Genomic DNA, 576 nt, shown 5'->3' with positions numbered 1-576 from the left:
GCGTAATAGCTCACTGGTCGAGTCGGCCTGCGCGGAAGATGTAACGGGGCTAAACCATGCACCGAAGCTGCGGCAGCGACACTATGTGTTGTTGGGTAGGGGAGCGTTCTGTAAGCCTGCGAAGGTGACCTGTGAGGGTTGCTGGAGGTATCAGAAGTGCGAATGCTGACATAAGTAACGATAAAGCGGGTGAAAAGCCCGCTCGCCGGAAGACCAAGGGTTCCTGTCCAACGTTAATCGGGGCAGGGTGAGTCGACCCCTAAGGCGAGGCCGAAAGGCGTAGTCGATGGGAAACAGGTTAATATTCCTGTACTTGGTGTTACTGCGAAGGGGGGACGGAGAAGGCTATGTTAGCCGGGCGACGGTTGTCCCGGTTTAAGCATGTAGGCTGGTTATCCAGGCAAATCCGGATAATCAAGGCTGAGGTGTGATGACGAGGCACTACGGTGCTGAAGTAACAAATGCCCTGCTTCCAGGAAAAGCCTCTAAGCATCAGGTAACATCAAATCGTACCCCAAACCGACACAGGTGGTCAGGTAGAGAATACCAAGGCGCTTGAGAGAACTCGGGTGAAGG

General features: G+C 54.2%; 1 rRNA gene. It reads left to right on the top strand.

The annotated features are described in order from the left end of the window. Nucleotides 1–576: ribosomal RNA gene (locus MKR05_RS26915) — 23S ribosomal RNA — on the top strand; the annotation flags it as partial.

Origin of the sequence: Klebsiella sp. K5-204 (genome assembly GCF_030128585.1) — a bacterium.
Classification (GTDB): Bacteria; Pseudomonadota; Gammaproteobacteria; order Enterobacterales; family Enterobacteriaceae; genus Klebsiella; species Klebsiella quasipneumoniae.
The sequence above is the reverse complement of the archived record's forward strand: the minus strand, read 5'-3'. Positions and strand labels throughout refer to the sequence as shown.